General features: G+C 60.7%; 16 protein-coding genes. 4 read left to right on the forward strand and 12 right to left on the reverse strand.

All coding sequences use genetic code 11. From position 1 onward, the window contains the following. Nucleotides 1-108 precede the first annotated feature (108 nt). Genes M2103_RS01640 through M2103_RS01650 form a run of 3 tightly spaced genes read left to right on the forward strand, consistent with a single transcriptional unit; the run spans nucleotide 109 to nucleotide 3,100 of the window. Nucleotides 109-966 (forward strand): endonuclease/exonuclease/phosphatase family protein, encoded by an 858-nt coding sequence (locus M2103_RS01640; RefSeq protein ID WP_277508327.1) that lies wholly within the window; start codon nucleotides 109-111, stop codon nucleotides 964-966. Then, nucleotides 966-1,685: an N-acetylmannosamine-6-phosphate 2-epimerase gene (locus tag M2103_RS01645; RefSeq protein WP_277508328.1), complete on the forward strand. Its 720-nt coding sequence runs from the start codon at nucleotides 966-968 to the stop codon at nucleotides 1,683-1,685. The genes M2103_RS01640 and M2103_RS01645 overlap by 1 nt, the downstream gene beginning before the upstream one ends. Then, entirely contained in the window at nucleotides 1,682-3,100 is a 1,419-nt protein-coding gene (locus tag M2103_RS01650) for a hypothetical protein (RefSeq protein WP_277508329.1), read from the forward strand. The genes M2103_RS01645 and M2103_RS01650 overlap by 4 nt, the downstream gene beginning before the upstream one ends. A gap of 180 nt (nucleotides 3,101-3,280) precedes the next feature. Here M2103_RS01650 and ppdK read toward each other — a convergent pair whose 3' ends face one another. The 4 genes from ppdK to M2103_RS01670 all read right to left on the reverse strand — a co-directional run bounded on the left by ppdK (nucleotide 3,281) and on the right by M2103_RS01670 (nucleotide 10,486). Then, a complete protein-coding gene (gene ppdK / locus M2103_RS01655; protein ID WP_277508330.1) occupies nucleotides 3,281-6,130 on the reverse strand; it encodes a pyruvate, phosphate dikinase in 2,850 nt (949 codons plus the stop codon). Nucleotides 6,131-6,344: 214 nt separating this feature from the next. After that, nucleotides 6,345-6,947 carry an OmpH family outer membrane protein gene (locus M2103_RS01660; protein ID WP_277508331.1) on the reverse strand — a complete coding sequence of 201 codons (603 nt, stop codon included), beginning with the start codon at nucleotides 6,945-6,947 and terminating at the stop codon, nucleotides 6,345-6,347. 282 nt (nucleotides 6,948-7,229) lie between these two features. Continuing rightward, a complete protein-coding gene (locus tag M2103_RS01665) occupies nucleotides 7,230-8,654 on the reverse strand; it encodes a hypothetical protein (protein ID WP_277508332.1) in 1,425 nt (474 codons plus the stop codon). Between the two features lie 125 nt (nucleotides 8,655-8,779). Beyond that, on the reverse strand, nucleotides 8,780-10,486 hold the full coding sequence (locus M2103_RS01670; RefSeq protein WP_277508334.1) for a hypothetical protein: 1,707 nt from the start codon (nucleotides 10,484-10,486) through the stop codon (nucleotides 8,780-8,782). A 72-nt stretch (nucleotides 10,487-10,558) separates the two neighbouring features. Between M2103_RS01670 and def the strand changes: the two genes are divergently transcribed. After that, the gene (gene def, locus M2103_RS01675; protein ID WP_277508335.1) at nucleotides 10,559-11,116 is read left to right on the forward strand and encodes a peptide deformylase; all 558 of its coding nucleotides are present in this window, start codon (nucleotides 10,559-10,561) and stop codon (nucleotides 11,114-11,116) included. Nucleotides 11,117-11,161: 45 nt separating this feature from the next. Here the strand turns inward: def and M2103_RS01680 are convergent, their stop codons facing one another. From M2103_RS01680 to M2103_RS01715, 8 genes are all read right to left on the reverse strand, one after another. Beyond that, nucleotides 11,162-11,920 (reverse strand): phosphatase PAP2 family protein, encoded by a 759-nt coding sequence (locus tag M2103_RS01680; RefSeq protein WP_277508337.1) that lies wholly within the window; start codon nucleotides 11,918-11,920, stop codon nucleotides 11,162-11,164. Nucleotides 11,921-12,151: 231 nt separating this feature from the next. Next, on the reverse strand, nucleotides 12,152-13,192 hold the full coding sequence (locus M2103_RS01685) for a DUF1080 domain-containing protein (protein ID WP_277508338.1): 1,041 nt from the start codon (nucleotides 13,190-13,192) through the stop codon (nucleotides 12,152-12,154). A 90-nt stretch (nucleotides 13,193-13,282) separates the two neighbouring features. After that, nucleotides 13,283-13,810 carry a hypothetical protein gene (locus tag M2103_RS01690; protein ID WP_277508340.1) on the reverse strand — a complete coding sequence of 176 codons (528 nt, stop codon included), beginning with the start codon at nucleotides 13,808-13,810 and terminating at the stop codon, nucleotides 13,283-13,285. Next, entirely contained in the window at nucleotides 13,807-15,399 is a 1,593-nt protein-coding gene (locus M2103_RS01695) for a LysM peptidoglycan-binding domain-containing protein (RefSeq protein ID WP_277508341.1), read from the reverse strand. The genes M2103_RS01690 and M2103_RS01695 overlap by 4 nt, the downstream gene beginning before the upstream one ends. Before the next feature lie 100 nt (nucleotides 15,400-15,499). Next, on the reverse strand, nucleotides 15,500-16,705 hold the full coding sequence (locus tag M2103_RS01700) for a type II secretion system protein GspK (RefSeq protein ID WP_277508342.1): 1,206 nt from the start codon (nucleotides 16,703-16,705) through the stop codon (nucleotides 15,500-15,502). Between the two features lie 198 nt (nucleotides 16,706-16,903). After that, on the reverse strand, nucleotides 16,904-17,605 hold the full coding sequence (locus M2103_RS01705; RefSeq protein ID WP_277508343.1) for a prepilin-type N-terminal cleavage/methylation domain-containing protein: 702 nt from the start codon (nucleotides 17,603-17,605) through the stop codon (nucleotides 16,904-16,906). A 77-nt stretch (nucleotides 17,606-17,682) separates the two neighbouring features. Next, nucleotides 17,683-18,306, reverse strand: coding sequence for a prepilin-type N-terminal cleavage/methylation domain-containing protein (locus M2103_RS01710; protein WP_277508344.1), 624 nt, complete (start codon nucleotides 18,304-18,306; stop codon nucleotides 17,683-17,685). Beyond that, nucleotides 18,303-18,797, reverse strand: a complete 495-nt coding sequence (locus M2103_RS01715) for a hypothetical protein (RefSeq protein WP_277508345.1) — start codon at nucleotides 18,795-18,797, stop codon at nucleotides 18,303-18,305. Before M2103_RS01715 ends, M2103_RS01710 begins: the two co-directional genes overlap by 4 nt. Between the last annotated feature and the right edge of the window lie 8 nt (nucleotides 18,798-18,805).

Raw genomic sequence — 18,805 nt, forward strand, 5'->3', positions numbered from 1 at the left:
TTCCCAGGGTAGCTCGCTGCGCTCGCAACCCTGGGCTAGATGACAGAAGCCCGTTGGGCTTCATTCAGCGCCTCTCCTATTTCGAACAACTAGCAACCAGACAAACCCATGAAAAAAATAATCCAACTATTCGTCGCCGCGGCCATAATATTACAGGCGGCGAACCTTTGCCCGGCCGGCGCTCCGGCGACCTCTGAAAAAGAAACAAAACTCAGGTTGTGCACATTCAACATTCGCGGCGACAAGCCCTCGGACGGACCGAATCAATGGGTTCACCGCAAGGACTGGCTTTGCGAAATCATCCGCAATAACGATTTTGACATCGTGGGCTTCCAGGAGGCCGTGCTGAGCCAGTTCGAGGACATACTGGAGCGAGTGCCCCACGGCTTCGTGGGAATACGCGGATTGTATAATCCCATTATATATAAAACCGAGCGATTCGAACTGTTGCAGACCGACACATTCTGGCTATCCGAGACGATGGCGCCCGGCTCGGTGGGATGGGACGGAAAATACGACCGCTATTGCACCTGGGCGAGATTTAAGGAGCGCAAATCGGGCAATGTGTTTCTGGTGTTCAACACGCATTTTGACCATCGCGGAGTGAACGCCCGGACCAAGTCGGCGGAGTTGATGATCGCGCAAATCAAACGCATCGCCAGGGAGGGCGAACCGGTGTTCTTTTGCGGCGATTTGAACAGGCGCGACACAACGGAAGCCTACAAATTACTGGCTGCCGTCTTTAATGACACCTTCGTCACCGCGCCCGTTAAAACCGGCCCGATGAACACCGCGCACAGCTGGGGCAGAATAGAACCCATTCACCGAATCGATTATATTTTTGTGAACAACGAGGTGAACGTGACCGACTATCATGTGATCGACGACAAGCGCGGCGAAAACCTGTATCCGTCGGACCATTATCCCGTGTATATAAACGCGACCATTGGAAAAAAGAAACCGTGATGAATAATAAATTGTTTGATTCCCTGCGGGGAAAACTGGTCGTTTCCTGCCAGGCCGAGGAAGGTTCGCCATTCAACACGCCCGAGGGAGTGAGCGCCTTCGCGCAATCGGCCGTCCGGGGCGGCGCCGCCGGGATTCGCACATGCGGCATTGAGAAAACGGCCTGCATTGTGAAAAATGTCTCCGTTCCGGTCATCGGGCTAACCAAGGCGTATTTTCCCGACGGCACAGTGTGCATAACGGGCGCCTTCGAGGACGTGGAGCAGCTTGTCAAAGCCGGCGCCTCAATCGTGGCGGTTGACGGCACCAATCGCCCAAGGGCGGGCGGACTGGGCGGCGCGGACTATATTCGCGCCATCAAGCAGCGGCATAATATTATAATCATGGCCGACATTGCCACGCCCGACGAGGCGCTTGCCTGCCATGAGGCGGGCGCGGATTGCGTTTCCACGACGCTCTGCGGCTACACTCCCGACACTCTCGCATTTGCCAGGGGAAACCGCCCGGCGTTCGACATGCTGGAAAAGTGCCTGCAAATTTTGCCAAGGGATTATCCTGTTTTTGCCGAGGGACGTTTTAACACGCCCGCCGACGCGCAAAAAGCCGTCGAACTCGGCGCATGGGCTGTGATTGTCGGCTCGGCAATCACCCGTCCGCACCTGATTACACAGTGGTTTGTGGACGCCATTAACGAAAAGGGAAAGGATAACGGGAAATGAATATATTTTTCGGAACAGACGGATGGCGGGGCCGCCTCGGCACGGTGATGAACGAGGAAAGCGTCACTGTGGTGGCGCAGGCCTTTGCTGATTATATAAACAGCCGGGGCGCGCAGTCGCCCGTTGCCATTGGTTATGACACAAGGCTGGCGTCATCACTCTTCGCCCGCCGTTTTGCGGAAACACTGTCCGGCAATGGCATCAATGTGTTGTTGGCGGACAAAATAACGCCCACGCCCGTGCTTTCGCACGCGGTGAAACATTATCATTGCGCGGCGGGCGTTATGATCACGGCGTCGCACAATCCGCCCGAATACAATGGCATCAAATTTAAATCCGCCCACGGCGGCCCGTTTTCCACCGGGGAAACCAAGAAGGTGGAGTCATTATTATATGACTCGCCGCGCAAGCATTCGGACGAAAGAGTAAAGCAGGCGGATTTCCTGCCCGCGTATACAGCCCGCTTGGGCGAGTTAATAGATTTTGACGCCATCCGCGGCGCGGCCCTGCCGGTGCTGGTTGACAGCATGGGCGGCGCGGGCACGACGCTCCTCGAAACAATACTGCGTCCGCTGGGTTGCGAAGTGCGAACCATTGACGGCACCCCGTCGGAAAACTTTCACGGACGGCTCGCCGAGCCGATAGAAAAAAATCTCGCCCCGCTCATGGAGGCGCTAGCGAACGGAGATTACGCCCTTGGAGTCGCAACCGACGGCGATGCCGACCGCGTCGGGGCTTGTCTCGACAACGGCGGATGGCTCTCGGCGCAAAAAACGATTTTGCTGCTGGTTGATTATTTAAAACGAGTGAGAAAAGTCCCCGGCGGAATTATAAAAACAAGCTCCGTGTCGGATAAAATACGCGTCTGTTTCGCCTCGCCCGACACACCGATTCATGAAGTGCAGGTGGGCTTCAAATATATTGCCGATGTGATGCTCCAGGAACAAATCGCCTTTGGCGGCGAGGAAAGCGGCGGCTTCGGCTATGGCATGCACCTCCCCGAGCGGGACGGCATTTTCTCCGCCTTGATGCTGATCGAAATGCTATCGAAATCGGGATTCCGGCGTCTGTCCGACTATGCGGCGGATGCAACCGCGCGCCTGGGCGAAATCTATTACGACAGAATCGACGTGCATTATGACAAGCCGGACAAAAACCAGCTGCTTCCCAACCTGTATAAACGAGGCTGCGCAAACGTGGCCGGTTTTCCTGTCGGGCAAGTGCAGGCGTTTCAAAGCAGCAGGGGCATCGTCAACGGATTGAAGTTCATCTGCCAGGGCTCGTGCCGCTGGCTGCTGATACGAAGCTCGGAAACGGAGGATATCATTCGCCTGTATGCCGAGGGATGCTCGAACGAGGAAGTGAAGGCGCTGCTGGACGGAGGACTGAAGGAAGCGATTGGTTACGGCTTGTAGATCAAGGGGTCTTTCCAACCCTGGGAACGCGGGCATCTTGCCCGCAGGTTTGTGCGGCGCGCCGCGCCGTCTTGCGGGCAAGATGCCCGCGTTCCCAGGGTTGCAAGCGCGCCCGCAAAAAAACCGCGTATTCGGGTTTTGAATACGCGGCTTGGTTTTTAGGCGGAGTTTTTCCGGCGGTTACTTTTTCTTCGCCTTCTTCGCGGGTTTCGCGGCGCGGGCTTCCTCGACCGCGGCCTGGGCGGCGGCGAGGATTGCGACGGGCACGCGATAAGGCGAGCAGCTCACGTAGTTGAGGCCGAGCGCGTGGCAGAACTTCACCGAGTCGGGATCGCCGCCGTGCTCGCCGCAGATGCCGAGCTTGATGTCGGGGCGCGTGGAGCGGCCTTTCGCGACGGCGAGCTTCATGAACTCGCCCACGCCATTCTGGTCGATCGAGGCGAAGGGGTTCTTCTTGACGATCTCGGCCTCCTGATACGCGCCGAGGAAGCCGCCGGCGTCGTCGCGCGACATGCCGAGCACGGTTTGCGTGAGGTCGTTGGTGCCGAAGCTGAAGAACTCGGCGCTTTGCGCGATTTTCTCAGCGACGATCGCGGCGCGCGGAATCTCGATCATGGTGCCGACTTTGTAGGTGAAGCGCACCTTTTGCTCGGATTGCACGGCCTTGGCGACTTCGTGCACGATGGCGGACTGGATGTCGATTTCATTGGTGAAGCCGACAAGCGGGATCATGATTTCCGGGCTCACTTTGATGCCGGTTTTGCGCACGGCGGCGGCGGCCTCGAAGACGGCGCGCGCCTGCATGCGGGTGATTTCCGGATACTTGATGCCGAGGCGGCAGCCGCGGAAGCCGAGCATCGGGTTGAACTCATGGAGCTCGCTGACGCGGGCCATGATTTTTTCAACGGGGATGCGGAGTTTGCGCGCGAGATCCATCTGCTGCTCCTTGGTGTGGGGGAGGAATTCGTGCAGCGGGGGATCGAGAAAGCGGATGGTGGCGGGGAAGCCTTTGAGCGCCTTGAAGATGCCGATGAAGTCGTCGCGCTGGAAGGGGAGCAGCTTGGCGAGGGCGGCTTCGCGGTCGGCGGTGTTGTTGGCGAGGATCATCTCGCGCATGGAGTCGATGCGGTCGCCTTCGAAGAACATGTGCTCGGTGCGCGTGAGGCCGATGCCGACGGCGCCGAACGCGATGGCGTTGGCGGCCTGCTCGGGCGTGTCGGCGTTGGTGCGCACTTGGAGGCGGGACGCCTTTTTGCACCATGCGATGAGTTGCGTGTAGTGCTTGAACTTCTCGGTCTTTTGCGCGGCCTTGTTGCCCTGGATGGTGCCGGTGATGATTTCGGAGGGCGCGGTCTTGACCTGGCCGGCGTAGACGTTGCCGGCGGTGCCGTCGATCGAGAGGTAATCGCCTTCGTTGTAAACCTTGTCCTCGATGGTGGCGGTTTTCTTCTCGTAGTCGATCTGGATGGCGGACGCGCCGCAGACGCAGACTTTGCCCATCTGGCGGGCGACGAGGGCGGCGTGCGAGGAGACGCCGCCGCGCGCGGTGATGATGCCTTCGGCGGCGATCATGCCGCGGAGATCCTCGGGCGAGGTTTCGAGGCGGACGAGGAGAACTTTCTCGCCGCGTTCGTGCGCAAGGACGGCGCGATCGGCGTTGAAATAAATCTGTCCGGTGGCGGCGCCGGGGCCGGCGGGGAGGCCGGTGGCGATGACGGCGGCTTTTTTGATTTCAGCGGGATCGAAGATGGGCGCGAGGAGCTGGTCGAGCTGGTCGGCCGGGTTGCGCATGATGGCGGTCTGCCAGTCGATGAGCTTCTCCTTGACCATGTCCATGGAGAACTTGAGCGCGGCGGCGGCGGTGCGCTTGCCGTTGCGCGTCTGGAGCATGAAGAGTTTGCCTTCCTGGATGGTGAACTCGATGTCCTGGACGTCCTTGAAATGTTTTTCGAGGATGGCGCGAACCTTGAGGAGCTCGGCGTAGGAGGCGGGCATCTTCTTTTTGAGGTTGATGACGGGCTCGGGTGTGCGAACGCCCGCGACGACGTCCTCGCCTTGCGCGTTGATGAGGAACTCGCCGTAGAATTCGTTGGCGCCGTTGGCCGGGTTGCGGGTGAAGGCGACGCCGGAGCCGGATTTTTCACCGGTGTTGCCGTAGACCATGGCCTGCACGTTGACGGCGGTGCCCCATTCGGTGGGGATGTTGTATTTGCGGCGGTAAACGATGGCGCGGTCGTTCATCCACGAGCCGAAGACGGCGCCGGCGGCGCCGCGGAGTTGCGCCCAGGGGTCGTTGGGGAAGGTTTTTCCGGTGCGTTCCTTGATGAGGTTTTTGAAGAGGGCGACGAGGTTTTGCTGGTCGGCGGCGGTGAGAGCGGAGTCCTCGATGTCGGTGTGGTAGGTTTCGTGCTTGTATTCGTGGATGACGGACTCGAAGGGTTCGTGGTCTTCGTTTTCGCGCTTCTGGACGCCGAGGACGACGTCGCCATACATTTGGACGAAGCGGCGGTAGCAGTCCCAGGCGAAGCGCTCATTGTTGGTGGCCTTGGCGAGGGAGAGGACGGTGGTGTCGTTGAGGCCGAGGTTGAGGATGGTGTCCATCATGCCGGGCATGGAGTCGCGCGCGCCGGAGCGCACGGAAACGAGGAGCGGCATGCCGTTGGCGTCGCCGAACTTGGTGCCCATGATGCGTTCCATGTTGGCAACGCCGGCTTCCATCTGCGCCTGGAGGGCGGCGGGATAGGTGCGCTTGTTGGCGTAATAATAGGTGCAGACGTCGGTGGTGACGGTGAAGCCGGGAGGCACCGGGAGGCCGATGCGGGTCATCTCGGCGAGATTGGCGCCCTTGCCGCCGAGGAGCGGTTTCATGGTGCCGTCGCCATCGGCCTTGCCCTTGCCGAAGAGGTAAACGTATTTCGCGGATTTCGCGATTTTGCCCTTGGAGGATTTGGAGCCTTTTGGGGCGGTTGATTTTTTAGCGACGGCCTTTTTGGCGGGCTTGGTCGCGGACTTTTTGGTTTTGGTAGCCATTGCTGGTGTTGTTTGGTGATGTTAAAAGAGATGCTGCGTCGCGCAAAAAACCGGGGCAGTCATGCGCGTCAAAGCGGACGGGTAGGCAAAACAGGCAAAGAGCCCACTGTCAACGGCGCAGAGCGCAAGGCATGCGCAAGCGCAATGTTTTTTATAAAACGAAAAAAACCCGCCTGTTGAATCAGACGGGTTTCGTAAAAAAACGGATGTTTAATTATTTGGGAAGACCCACGCTCGGGACGCCCGCGGCGGGAGCGGCTGCGGTGGCGGGCTTGTTCTTGTTAAGCTCGGTGAGCACTTCCTCGGTGATGTCGTAGGCTTCGTCAGTATAAACCAAAACGCCACGATCAACGAGAAGGGTAATGCCTTTCTTTTTGGCGATGTTGGTCGCAACTTCGTTGATTTCTACGAGGAGAGCCTGACGAGTGGTGGCAATACCTTGCTGGATGAAACGATCAGCTTGCTGACGGAATTCGGCAATTTCCTGCTCTTTCTTTTGGAGGTCGCCGAGAAGTCGCTGGGAGTCAGCCTTAGCAGCTTCCTTGGCAGTGTCGCTCAGGACGGGATTCTTCAGGGACTCCTGAAGGTTTTGAAATTGAGTCACCATGACTTTGCCTTCATTGAGACGTTTTTCATAATCCTGCTGGGCAGTTTGGCCGTAGGCTTGAATTTTGGCCTCCTCCTCCTGCGTCTTGTAATAGCCAGCCATGGCCTTGGCGCGATCAACCGTGCCGATCTTGAGCGCTTGAGCCTGGACAAAAAGTGCGGAAGAGCCGAAGGCAATTAATGCGATGAATGCTTTGATGGATGTTTTCATGTGTTTGGTGTAGGAAGATGGGCAATAGCCAGAGGCAAAAACCCGAGAACGAAAATACAAAAATATTTATTTAATGATTACAATTGCAAAATTAGTGCAAGTAGAGCAGTTGTTTTTTGTAAACATATTATAATTAATAAGATAGCATCCATTAATTTGGACCGAATTTCGTCGAATTGATCTCCTAGATCACATATTCCCTGTTTTGAAACCATGCGTCGTAACCTTGACATGCCGCGTTAATCGCACCGCAACTCGATTTCCCCGCCGCTGTTCGTCCGTTCACTGCAACTTCAACGGCATGCTTTGGACTCGGGTGTTGAGGTGGTTTATGAGGGCGCCGATGCCTTGCTTGCCGGTGTTCTCGCCGGTGGTGATTGTGCGGGTGGGCAGGAAATTGTCCACCAGCGCGCAATAATCCTTGTTCACCATGATGCCAAGTAGTTCGCCGGATTTGCTGATCACGAGGTCGCCGCGCTTGCTGGCAAAAAAGCTCACGCGCATTTGCACGTAGCCGGGTTGCGTGGCGTCGAGCTTGAACGGCGTTTCCTCATACTTCGTTTTTGTCGGCTCGCTGTTGGTGCTGACCAGGATCGCGTCGGAAAATTTGAAGGGTTCGAGCGAGGTCATGTAAACTTTCACGCCAAGGCCGGCGGCTTGCGCGGGCGTGAGCGGCACGACGAGGATGCGAGGGTCAATGGATAGATAATGGAGCTCGCCTGCGGTGGTGCTGTAGTCGCCGTTTGTGAATGTGATCGCAATGCGCGAGATGTCGGCGCCGGGATAGGTGAGCGCGAAGGGCGTGTCGCTGGCGTGGAAGATCGCGTAGGTGTCGCGTCCGTCGCTCACGAGGATTGTGCGCAGGTCGGCAACGCGCGCGGCCGGGCCGAAGAGTCCGGGGCGCGTGGTTTCGACGCGGGTTCGCACATTGTTGGCGAGGTATTCGCTGAAAAGCGTGTTGGCGTTGATGGGACGGTTGTCGCGGATTTCCTTTTGAAGGTCGTCCGATTTCACGGCGAGGGTGCCGACGCCTTGCGCAAGCTGCACGGTGGTTTCCTGCACGCGGAGGCGTTCCTGCCGCTCGGCCTCGACTTGCGTTTTGTAGGTCTCGGCGGTTTCGCGAAGGACGGTTTTCTCGTGCTCGGCAACTTTCACGGCGACGTTGAGATTTTCGATTTTTTCGCGCGCGGCGCGCTGCTCCTGCTCGAGCTTGGCGATGTTGCCGCGCTCGCGCTCGAGCTCGGCTTCGCGGTGCTCGAGGTCGCGCTGGAGCGCGGCGACGCGCTCCTTGGACATGCCGGCGTCGCGCTTGGCGGCCTCGACTTCCCGCGCGAGAATCTCGGCGTTGCGCTTGGCGACGGTTATTTGCTGGTCGAGTTGCGTGCGCGTCGCGCCCAGATTTTCAACGAGTTTGTTTTTCTCGGCCTCGAGTTGGGCGAGGATTTGTTCGCGCGTCTGGAGATTTTGCGCGGTGTCCCGCAACTGGCGGGCGAGCTCGTCGCGGCGCGCCTGCTCGTCCTCGAGCGAAAGTTTCATCAGCTCGACGAGGTCCTGGTCCTTGGTCGCGGCGGGCGGCGAATCGCGGTCGGTTGACAGCGAGGGGGCCTGCTGGATTGAGGACGCGGCGACGGGCGCGTCCCAGCGCGTGAGCGCAAGGAGGTTGAGCAGGAGAAAATCGCAAATGATGAGGAGAAGCGTTTTGTTCATCGGAGATGAAGGGATTTTCGATTTTCGATTCTCGATTTTCGATTGGGAGCTACCGCTCCGTTTTCAATTTCGAGGCCGCGCGGTAGCGCGCAATCGAAAATCGAGAATCGAAAATCGAAAATTTCCTAGAGTTTTGTTGCGGCTGAGCTGGCGTTCGTGTCCCCGGGTTGCGGCGTCGCGTCTCCGTGCACCTCAAGTATGAGCTGGCGCTTGAAGTGGCGGACGTGGCGGATTTTCACGATCGCGACGCAGAGGATGCCGAAGAGGTTCGACGAATACGCGGCGAGGAGGTTGGCCTGGATGTAGCCGAGCACTTGGAGGACGAGCGCGGTGGCCGTGCCCGCGATGCCCACGTAGAGGCCGGCGTCGAAGAGGTTTTCCTCGTTGTCCATGAGGCGCAGCTTGAGCTGGGGCGAAATCGGCTGGCGCGAGATATAGCGGATCTTGAGCAGGCAGATCACATAGACGGCGATTTGCAGCGCGGCGAAGAGGAGGATGGAGAGGATGGTTGTTGTGTCCATGGCGGTGGTGACGGGAACTTCTGTTATTGGAGAATCGGGTTTGTCGGCGGCCAGCACGGGCACGACGAGTTTGAATTTAAATTCCGAGGGCGGCGGTGTTTTTATGAGAAACGGTTCGCTGGCAAAAACGAGAAACAGGGCGATCATTCCGGCGAGCAGGAAGCTGCGCAAGCGCAGGGGCGAGGAGCGCGAATCGCCCGCGGGCTCGCGCATCGCGCCGCTGAGGAAAACTTCGAGCGCGTGAAAAAGCAAAAACGCGCCGACAAAAAACGCGGCGTATTTGGCGATGAGCGCGACGCGCGGGTTGAGCAGCGCGAACTCGGCGACGGCGGAAATGTTGAGGGCCGCGCTGTGGTTGACGGGCGCGCGGTTGCGCAGGAGGAGACGCACGGCGCCCTGCCCTTCCCCAAGCGCGAGGCGCAGGTCGGCGAGGCCTTGCTTGCCGTATTCCATGAGGTAGTCGGCGACGTTGTCGGCGGAGCCGGAGTAGAGCGCGGCGGTGTAGATGAGCGGGAGGTTGTCGGAGGCCACGCGGGCGAGTTGCGCGAACTCGCCGACGGTGAGCGCGCTCCCGCTGACGCGGAGAAGCTCGCCGAGCTGCATCCAGTTGAGGCGTTTGCCGAGCGAGAGGAGGTCGAGGTAAAAGGTTTCGAGCCGGTCGAGCTGTTTTTCGGCGGCGGCGGTTTCGGCGAGCACGCGGAGTTCGCGCTGGAGCGCGGGCGAGAGGTTGTCGGACTGGTAGAGAAGCGCGGTGAGCAGTATGACCGCGTCGAGCGCCTCGCCGCCGGCGCGATTGGCGGGGACGAAGCGCGTCGTGCCCTGGTTCTCGCGCGTTTGCAAAATGGTCTGCACGCCGATGCTGCGCGAGTTGGCGAGAAAACCCCGGAGCGAGCGGCGCGCCTTTTCCGTTATGAAAAACGTGAGCACGGGCGTGCTTTCGGTGCGTCCGGTGTTTTCCTTGAGCGAGAAGAGCGGGTCGAGAAACGGGTCCCAGCCGCCCCACGGCACCCACTCGGGGCGGCGCGCCTCGATGTTCCGGATGCCGCGTTCGAGCTCGGGCGCGCCGGGGTCGCCGACGAGCCGCGCCGCCTCGAGGATGAGGCTGGCCGCGCCGAGCTTTTCCGAGTCGAGCCGCTGCTGGCCGAACGCGGCGACGCGCGGCGTGTTCTCTCCGGCGGCGCGCAGGAGCGCGGGCGTGACGGATTTCAGGTTGACGGGCACCATCCACGCGAGCGCGAGCAGCGCGATCCCGGCCGTGAACCAGGCCGCGGCCGCGGGCAGCTTGCTGTTTTTTTCGCGCTGTGGAGTCATCCTGTGAAGCAATGGAGAATATTGGTTGCGAGTCGGCAATTGCAAACCCACGATGCAAGCGAACATCGACCCATGCTGCTTCCAATAGTTCAATACAATGATCCGGTTTTAAGAAAAAAGGGTGTCAAGATCGACGTCTTCGACGCGCCCCTCGCCACGCTCGCGCGCGACATGGTCGAGACAATGCACGCCGCGCCCGGCATCGGGCTGGCCGCGCAACAAATCGGGAAGGCATTGCAGCTTTGCGTCGTGGACGTATCTCAAGTGGACGACGACTTCGACTGGGAACTCGACGGCAACCACCCGCCGCTGGAGTTGATCATGCCGATGGTGATCGTGAATCCGGAGGTGAAAGTGCACCGGGTTGAAAAGGAAATCGTGGAGGAAGGCTGCCTGTCATTTCCCGACATTCGCGGCGACGTCGAGCGACGCGACGAGATCACGGTGAAATACCAGGATGCCGAGGGCGTGCCTCATCTGCTCGTGTGCAACGGCATGTTCGCCCGCTGCATCCAGCACGAGGTCGACCATCTTAACGGCGTGCTCTTCATCGACCGCATGTCGAAAAAAACACGCGGCTTGATCGACAAAAAACTCAAGGCGCTGGCGGCAAAAACAGGCGGGGCGTAAATCAGCCCTCGGAGCGCGAACGGCTCGAGCAACCGAATGCCCGCCTCAGTGCTTGGGCGGCGTTATGGCATCCGGATTCGCCTTTATGAACGCGAGGATTTCCGCGCGCATTTCCCTGACCGCGTCCTGCGTGACCTGGGTTTTCAGCATTTCATCCGCGATGAGAAAACCGAGTTTCCTGCCGGCAATCGTGTCGGTCGGGAAGTGCACGCCCGCGAGGACGCGGCCCCACATGGTTTCGCGCACTTCCTCAAAGAGCGGCTCCTTGTATTCGGGCATTGCCGCCGCGAGCACGCCAGCCCAGGCCGCGCTGGCGGCGGTGTGTCCGCTGGGATAGGAGGATTCGCCGGGGCGGCGCAGGCACGGCTGGATGCGCGGGTCGCGAACGAACGGGCGGGGGCGGTTCCAGTGGTTCTTGACCGTAATGCCGATGTAGTGGCGCTCCATGTTGATCTCCCGTAAAATTTGCGCGGTGCGGGGCAGGTTTTTCTCCGAAAACCAGGGGCCGAATGCCTGCGCGCCCATGCCCATGACGTTGCGCGCGGTATGCGTATTGACGCGTTTCGCCCGCTCGACTTGCTCCGGCGTGCGGTCTTTTTGCAGCTGGAGAAGCGTTTCAAGATCGGCCATTCCCGCAACCGAGTCATCCGCGGGCGGCGACGGTATCTGCGCGATGATATCCTGAATGTTGCTCTTAAAATAACGATACTCGAATGACTTCGGCTGCGCCGATGCGACGGCTGCGAGAAAGAAAATGGACAGGAACGCAACGGCGAACCGGGCGGGACGATGTGATGGTTTCATAGTTTGGTCGAATAAGAGGTTGAGGTAATGACAAATGAGATCGGAAATGAAAGGCGCGCGGATGCCCGGCACAGTCTGCAATCGGAAAAAACAACAGGCCAAATTCCCAACGCCAAGGCGAAAATGGCGGATGCCGGGAACGCGTGCTTATCCCGCGAATCAATCAACAGGGGCGGCGCGTCCGGTATGTCCGACGCCGCCAGTTGTTGTTGGTTGGTTGTCAAAAAAGGCTTAGCGGAGCTCCTTGATGATGGGGGTGAGCGTCATGTTGCGGTAGCTGGCGTTGGTGTGGTCGCCTTGGAGGTAGATTGGGCCCGGAACAAACTCGTCGGCGGTGATGGCTCCGCCGGTGACTCCGAGGACGGGCTGGTTGTCGATGATTGTGACGCCGTTGAGGACGACCGTGACGTGGCGGTCGGCGAGGATGATGTCCACGGTCTGCCACTCGTTCGCGGGTTTTTCGGCATTGGTCGAGGGGGCGAGCCGGCCATAGAGCGAACCCATGGTTTGGTGCGCGTTTTCCTGCCGGCTGTTGCTCATCTGGATTTCGTAGATGCCGCGAAGATAGACGCCGCTGTTGCTGTCGGGCGGGAGGCTGACCTCGAAGGCGAGGCGGAAGTCCTTGAAGGATTTGTCGGTGGTGCGGAGATTGGCGCCGCGTTTTTTCGTGCCGTCGGGGAAAACGACGGTGTTGGTGAGGACACCGTTTTTGAGGGTCCAGCCATTGTAGGCCTTGGGGTTCATGGATTCCCAGTTGGAGAGATCGTCGCGGATGAGTTTGACCGGGGCTCCGTATTTGAGCTTGGAGAGGTCGGGCGCGGGCGGGAGGTCGGGAATGCGGGTGGCGGTGAAGGCGGCGGGGCGTCCGACGGGCTTGCCGTTTTCGTCGAGCGTTTGGAGGTCAATGGCGAGGGTGCCGGAGGCGGTCTGCCGGGCGGTGAGCAGGTCGGTGCGGGCGAGCCTGGCGCCGTTTTTCCCCGTGTGCTTGTAGGCGCGGCGGAGTTCGACGGAGTCGTTTTTGAGGGCGACGGCGACAGACCGCGGGTGTCCGCTGCCCCAGAGGAGAAGGGCGGAGAGTTTTTCGTTTTCCGTTGAGAAGCCGAGCCAGCCGGCGCGGCCGTTGGGGAGCGTGAAGGCCCAGCGGGAGTTTTCCAGTGAAGCGGCCAGGGCGGGCGCTTTCAGCGTGGTTTCACCGGCGGCGCGGGCTGCGGGCGCGGAGAAGCCGGCGAGCGAAAACACGAGGGATGCTAGGAGGAGGGTCGTTTTTTTCATGATGGATTGGTTATTAAAAAGAAAAAGGAGGCCGCGCAAGCGTGACGCGCAAAAGAAGGGCGCCCATTCCAACACAAGCGTGGTTTGGACTCAGCGGAGGATTTCCACCGAGGAGACTTTTAGCATGAGGGTGAGCTGGGAGGGATTGGCCACGTTGGAGGGCTGCATTGTGAGCTGGTCGAGGCCAATGTAAGGGGAGCGTTTTTTCAGCTCCTCGTAAAACTTCACCACTGTGGCGTAGTCCGTGTTGCGAGCCGTTATCTGGGCGCTGTTCACCGAGAACTGGGCGGTTTTTTCCGTGCGCGCATCACTAATGGTTTTGTTGGTGATGCCGACGGCGGTGGCGATGGTGTCGAGCTCGGCTTGCAGGCGCACGGTGTCGTAGGTGCGCGAAGGGTCGAGCTGGCGAATGGCGGCGTTGGCGCGGGCCTGGATCGATTCGCGCGCGTCGAGTGTCATTTGCTGCACTTTGAGCGTGAGGCTCGTGCTTTTGAAATCGCGGACGAAGGTCGTGGTGCGTCCGATGGCAGCGGTCAGCCACCAGAGCGCGGCGACGAGGACGAGTCCGACGAGGAGGACTTTTTCGCGTGTTTGGCGGCTCAGGAAAAAGGCTTTCATTGGTTGGGTTCCTCCTCCGCGGTTTCATTGGCGGGTTGCGGCGCGGGTTGGGGGATGTTGATTTTTTGGCCAACGTGGAGTCGGCGCGGGTCGGCGAGGCCGGGGTTGGCGGCAATGATGTCGCGCGGGGAAACGCCGGCTTGCCTGGCGATGCGCGCGATGGTGTCGCCTGTGACAATGGTGTGCTCGGTGGTTAGCGGCGCGGATTGTCCGTTGGCGGACGGGGCGGCGTCGGGGGGAGGCGTTTCGGATTGGCCGGGAGTAAGCTGTTGCTGGATTTGGTCGTGGATGCTGGGTGCAGCGGGTTGCGGAGCGCCGGACTGGGGCGCGGCATTCTCGGCGGCGTTTTCGCTGGCGGCGTCAGTTTTTGGGGTTGCGATGTTCTTTGGTTGCGGCGGGGGAATGTCCTCGGCGGCGATCACGGTGCCGGGCTTGAAGGTGATGAGCATCGTGAAGGTAGTGGAGCCGTCGCGAGTGGCGGGGTTGTTGATGTCGAGTTTTTCGATGGCGGGCAGGGAAACGAGGGATGTGCGGAAAGAGTTGAAGTCGGCGGCGCGGTTGGTGCGGGCCTGAATTTCAATGCTGTTGAGGCTGCGTGTGATGACGCGGGTGAAAACGATCGTGTCGGGGAGCGCGGGGCGGAGCAGGTCGATCATCTCAAAGGGAAGCAGGCGCTTGTTGGAGAGATCCTCGATGCGAGTGGCGAGGGTGTTGGCGCGGTCGATTTCGGCGACGTAGGGAGCTTGCTCCTTTACTTGGTAGATTCGTTTTTCCTGCAAAAATTTTCCGCCTTTGAGCGCGATGTCGATGAGGGCGCAAAGGGCGAGGAGGCTGAGGCAGCCCAGAAAGGCGCGCCAGAGAAGGAGGTCGCGGCGGCGGGAGGCGCGGCGGGCGACGAGCTCGGCCTTGTCGCGAACGTCGAGCATGTCGAGTTGCGCGGTGGTGAAGGTGGTGGAGCTTGGCGTGGTGCGGGTGTTTTTGGCGGACGGGGTGGCGAAGACGAGGGCGTTGTCGGCGCGGGCGGGCGCCGGGACGGTGTCGAGCGCGGGGTATTCGTATTCGTGGAGATGGATTGTGCCGGGCGTGGCGCGCAGAAGCTCGTTGCGGAGGGCGGCGCGCGCGGCGTCCCTGTCCGATTCGGAGAGGGGCGGCTTGTCGTCGTCGGGCTCGGGGAGTGCGCGGGAAATGACGAGGGCGGGCACGCCGCTGCTGTCGGCCCAGTGGATTGCGGTAAGGCTGTCGGGAGTGGAGAGGAGCGCGGTGGTGCCGGAGCCGGCGGCGGGGTTCAGAAGAGTGGCGAAGGCGGGGAGCACGGCATCGGCGGCGGGCCAGGTTTCGACACTGGCCTGGCTGAAGCGCTTGCGGTAGGCGGCGTAGATGAGGGCGTGCCGGGCGCCGGGGCGCCAATGGTAGCCGTAATACATCTGCGCGATGGGAAAGGGCGCGAGGGTTTCGAGGGCGAGTTCGACCTGGGTGGAAAGCTCCTCCGGCGTTTGGTCCTCGGACACGGGAATGGCGCGCACAAAAAACTGCGTGTCGGGCAGGAGCACGACATTGGGCGGGGGAGCTTTTAGAAACTTGAGGGCCATGTAAGGGTGCGGAATGTGGATTTTGGAATGCGGAATGGCGCAATCCTCAGCGCGCGATGTTAGTTGTGAAAGTGTTTTGCCGTGTTGGCTAATAGAAAATTCATTCGGTTTCGGTTTCGCCGATGACGGGCGCGGGCGGGGGGACGAGGTCGTTTTCGCGGATTTCGAGAAAGGTGTATGGGTAGTTCAGATTTTTTTGCGTGGTGCCGGCGGAGGCGTTGGCCCGGGTGGTGTTGGCGTTGTTAGACGTGCGCGAGGTGCCTTGGTTGCCGGGCGTGGTGTTATTGTTTGAGTTTGTGCCGCTGGTGGAGGTGGAGGCGGTGTTTTGCCGCGCCCACGCGGCGGGGAGTTTGGCGCCGCCCGTGCCGGGCATGGCGACGAGGGCGTTGAGGCGGTAGTTGGCCGGGCCTTGGCGGATGGTGATGATGACGCGAAGCGCGCTAATCGTGACGCCGAGCTGGCTGGCGGGAGTGCCGGCGCCGAGGAGGGTGTCGACTTCGTCCTTGCTGGCAAAATAACCACCGGCGCCGGCGAGGGTGCGGCCATCCTCGCCCTGGAGGAAGTTGGAGAGTTTTTCGTCGAGCGAGGTGTCGAGGTTGCCAAGCGCGCCGAGGATGTCGGGCGGGGCGGCGTTGATGTTGGGAGTTTGGAAATCGTAGAGGGAAAAGGTTTGGACGAAGCGGTGCCAGAGTTCGTTGGGGCGGCCGGTTTCGTCGTAAAAAATATCGCGCGCGAATTCGATGGAGGCGAGTTCGTCGAACGAGCGGAGCGTGCGCGCGGGCGGCGTGAACGGAAGGTCGCCGGTGTCGTAGTCCTCGGGCAGGGGCGCGCCCGCCGTGGCGGGGATGTAATCGGCGCGCATCCAGCCGAGGAGCGCGTCGGTGAGCTTGGCCGCGGTGGTTTCATCGAGCCCCCAGTAGGTGAAGAGCGAGGTGAGCGTGGTGGCGTTGACGTTGGGCAGGGAAAGTTTGCCGCTCTCATCCTCGAATGCGACCTCGACGGTATAGTCGGGGTTGATGGGTTCGTAGCCGGCAAAGCCGAGCGGATCGGCCCAGCCCTCGGCGGGGCTGTGGAGCGAGCCGAGCGCGGCGCGAAAATCCTCAAGGACGGCGAGCGTGGTCTCCATCGCGGAATACGCCTCGACACGCATGTTCGCCGCGTCGTTTGCGCGAACCTCGACGGCAAGGTCGTTGAACGCCTTCTCCATGAAGAGGGCGAGCGCGATCGAGGCGAAGGCCATCATCACAAGAACAACAATGATGATCGAAGCGCGGCGGGAGCGGAGTTTGCGCGGGTGAAATTTCATGGCGTGCTTCGATAAATTCCAAATTCCGAAATCCCAAAATCCAAAAGACGAGCCCGCGCCTCGTCCGGCGGCCTGGAGACCGCCGCTCCGTTCGCAAGCGACACATCGACTGTGGACGACGCTTGAGAGCCGGAGGGTGTGCTTTGGAATTTGGCCATTGGGTTTGGGTTGTTCGTTGGAATTTGAATATTGGAATTTTTACAGCATCGGGAGTCCTTGCGGAGGCGTGCCGGGGATGTCGATTACGGTTTCGAGGGTGCGACCCGAGTAGGTGAAGGTGAGGCGAATGCGCTGCGGGAGGACGCCCTGATTGGAGTTGTCCTTGCGAAGCACGGTTTCGTTTTTCCACGTCTTGAGATCAATGTCGTAATAGTCGTAGGTCATGCCGGTGACGAGCGGCGTGATGACGGTTTCGCGTGGCGCGTCGATGTCGAAGTTGGTTTCGAGACGCGAATGCCAGAGGAGGATAAGCCCCTCGCCCTCGCGGCAGGCGAGCGAGCACACAACGCCGGGAAGCGCGCGGTCGGGCCACACGCAGAGGCGGCTGCCGTTGGGAAGCTCGTAGGTGAGGTAGAGGTCGGAGTTGCCGGTCTGGTCGCGCACCTCCTGAATCGTCACGGGTGCGGCGGCGGTGCTTGAGGTGCTGGATTGCGCGCCCGCGGTGCCGCCGGTGGGAGGAAGCGCGGCGGAAGCGAGCTCGCTTTCGAGAAAACGGGTGACGTTGCGCGAGTGCAGGTCGAACAGGCGCACATCGGAGTTGCGCCCCCAGAGTTCGCCCATCGAAAAGATAAGCGTGGTGGAGGCGACAATCACCATCGACACAATCGCCACCGCGATGAGGACTTCGATCAGTGTGAACCCGCGTCTGCGACGAGGGAAATTCCAAATTCCAGATTCCAAATTCCAAGGCGTATGCGCGCGCGATTCGCAGGGGCGCGCCTTGCGCGCGCCACTACGGGGATTGTTTGTCGGCATGTTCATCGTCTGGGCGCGCCTCCTCCGCTGGTGTTTCCGCCGGCGCGGCTTCCTTGTTTGTTGCCACCGCCGCCACTGCCGGACTTGGAGCCGCCGCCACTGCCGCCACTTGAGGAGCTGGAGGAGCCGAATCCGGAAAGGGGCGAGGGCTGCTGGTCTTGGACAATGCGGTCGCGCGCCTCGGCTCGGAGCGTGGCGGCGTCGGGCGAAAACCCGGAGGTCGTCGACCAGGTGGGCCGGAGCAAACGAAACACCTCGGTGATGGTCTCCTCTTTTTCGTCGGGTGTGTTTCCGGCGCCCAGCTCGCATGTGAAGGTGACGTGGAAAAGGTTCGCGGTGTTCGTGGCCTCGATGACGGCGGACCATTTCACCTGGCGTCCGGTCGCGCCCTCGAACGAGTCGCCTTTTTGCGCGGTTTCAAAATCGGCCTCGGCGAGGAGCATGTTGCGCGCGAAACGGAGGTCTAGGTTGCGCTTGGGATTCGCGGCGGCGGCTTCGTAGGCGTAGAGCACGTTCATGTAGGCGCCGACAAGCATGACGCCCATCATCGCGCAAATCGCGAGCGCGACGAGCACCTCGACAATCGTGAACGCGCGGCGGCGGTGGCGCGGCATGCGGCGGTTCATTGGCCGTCCTCCTTTTGCTCGAGCATTTGCGCGCATGTCCATGGGTCGATGGCGAGCGTGTGCGCGGTGGTGCCGATGCGGAATTGCGCGCGAAAGGGCGTGCAGGTGCCGTCGCCGTAAAATGTCACATGCGCGATGGTCTGCGTTTCGATGAGTTCGCCGCCAACGAGGATCGAGCTGGCGCCTTTTTGCGTGGTGAGAAAATCACACGTCACCTCGCCCATGTCCTCGAACGGAAAAAACTCAGCGCCGCCGTCATCCCATGTGACGGAAAGCCCGGCGGGGGTGTCGGAGCCCTCGCCCGTGACGGCGGGGACGTAGGCGAGGCGGACTTCCCTGCCGCTCATGAGCGCCTGCTTGCGCGCGGCGGTGACGGCGACCCAAAACACCTCGTCGGGCGTCGCGGGTTTGTCGTTGGTGAGATGCGAGCCGCCGACGATGAGCACGGCCGTCATCATTCCGATGAGCGCGAGCGCGAGCAGGATTTCCAAAAGCGTAA

The organism is Ereboglobus sp. PH5-5, from assembly GCF_029504805.1.
Classification (GTDB): Bacteria; Verrucomicrobiota; Verrucomicrobiia; order Opitutales; family Opitutaceae; genus Ereboglobus.